At 57.9% G+C, this 1670-nt stretch carries 1 protein-coding gene; it reads right to left on the reverse strand.

Annotated elements, in window-relative coordinates; all coding sequences use genetic code 11:
• Positions 1–287: 287 nt before the first annotated feature.
• Positions 288–1547 carry an integrase catalytic domain-containing protein gene (locus ACCAA_RS04880; RefSeq protein WP_186406114.1) on the reverse strand — a complete coding sequence of 420 codons (1260 nt, stop codon included), beginning with the start codon at positions 1545–1547 and terminating at the stop codon, positions 288–290.
• Positions 1548–1670: the final 123 nt, after the last annotated feature.

Genomic DNA, 1670 nt, shown 5'->3' on the forward strand with positions numbered 1-1670 from the left:
ACGGCGCCAGAGCAGAGTATTTTCCAATTCAGGTATGAGCCTGACGGAGCTACGGCGAAGGCGTCTGTGTGATGTGGGTTGAAGGGTTTAAAAGGTAAGTTTAAAGGTTTACAGGGGTGGGTGGATGGGTGCGGCGGCTTGTTTTTGACCTTATTGTCAAGGGCATATTTATGCCGGTTATACGGTTTGCTGCCCGCAGGGCTTCCGGCAGGCGGATTGCGCAGCAATTCGTCTGTCTGGCAAGCGGAGCGCGGCAGTAATCCACTTGGCATTGTGGTGGGTCCGTGTCAGGCCCGGCGTTTGGGTTTGACAAAGCTGGCAAAGAGTTCGCGCTTGGCGCCTTGCATGGCCTGAGCGGCGGCCAAGTCGGTTTGCGTCTTTGCCTGAGCCTGGAGGGTCTCCAGCGTGATGCCCGGCTTGAGGGTGACCAAGCCCTGCGTAGCCAGTTGTGTCAATTGTTCTAGCGGCGTCTTGACATCCTTATGCTTGTAGCACTTGACGATCTTGCCCTTGGCGTTGGCGATCGAGGTGGCGAACAGACACGGGCGGTGCAGATTGAGCCAGGGATTGAAGGTTTCCACGTAGAAGGCATTGATTGGTTTTGCATATTCCTGAGGGATATGATCGTAGCCCATGTGCTTGCGCACCACGCTGGCATTCTTGCTCTCGGCCAGGGCGTTGTCGTTGCTGTGGCGCGAGCGTGATTTGGTTTGCTCGATGCGCAGTTTCTCGAGCAGCTTCGCGACCTGATGATTGATGTACTCGGAGCCGTTGTCGGAGTGAAAGCCGAGAATGACAAACGGAAACTGGGCGATGATCAAGGCCAACACGGGCAACAAAAATGCCTCGCTGATGCCTTGCACGCAAGCCTCGACATGCCACTGGCTGACGGCATCCACGCAGGTGATGTGATACACCCCTTTGACGCCGTCCTGGTCGCCTTGGTGAACGGTATCGATGCGCACAAAACCCACGCGTCCCTCCGGGCTGGGGGCTTTGCGTACGCCGATGGCATTACACACGGGGCGGGTCTTGGTGAAACTGATGCGCTGGGCTTGATAGCCTGCGCTCTTGCGCAGGTTGTACAGGTGCGAAACGGACAGCGTCGCCAGGCGCTCATAGCGTGGGTCGCCATACTCACGGTAGGCTCGCTGCAGGAGGTGCGCGATGGCCGGTCCGCAGACGTCTTCATGGGCTTTGTCCATCTCGACCAACAACTCGACATCGATCGCGGAGTACTTGCGTGCAAAGGGTGCAGCAGGCGTGCTGTAGCGCTTGGTCAGGGGAACGGGGGCCAGTCGGTTGCGATGCCACCGGGTCACCAGACGCGTGACCTGAGCCCGGCTGTAGCCGCTGGTGTGCTGCAGGTACCTGTGCAGCACACCCCGCTCCCGTTTGCTCCGCCCAGGGTAATCAAAGCGTGTGAGTACGCGACTGATGTGCCCATACCGCTCACGGTCGTCGCCCGTCGCCGAGAACTCGATTGACGCGCTGGCGCTGAGAAATTGTTCGATCTGCTCGATCGTGCATAGCCGCGTTTCGTTCATGTTGATCACCATCCTTGCGATGATCAACCCACACTTCACTTCACCCTCAATTTCTTTCCCTCAGGCTCATTCCTGGGTGGAAATACGCGCCTCGTTCAGGCTCATACCACATTGGAAAAGGCT

The sequence above is a fragment of the Candidatus Accumulibacter aalborgensis genome, assembly GCF_900089955.1.
GTDB lineage: Bacteria > Pseudomonadota > Gammaproteobacteria > Burkholderiales > Rhodocyclaceae > Accumulibacter > Accumulibacter aalborgensis.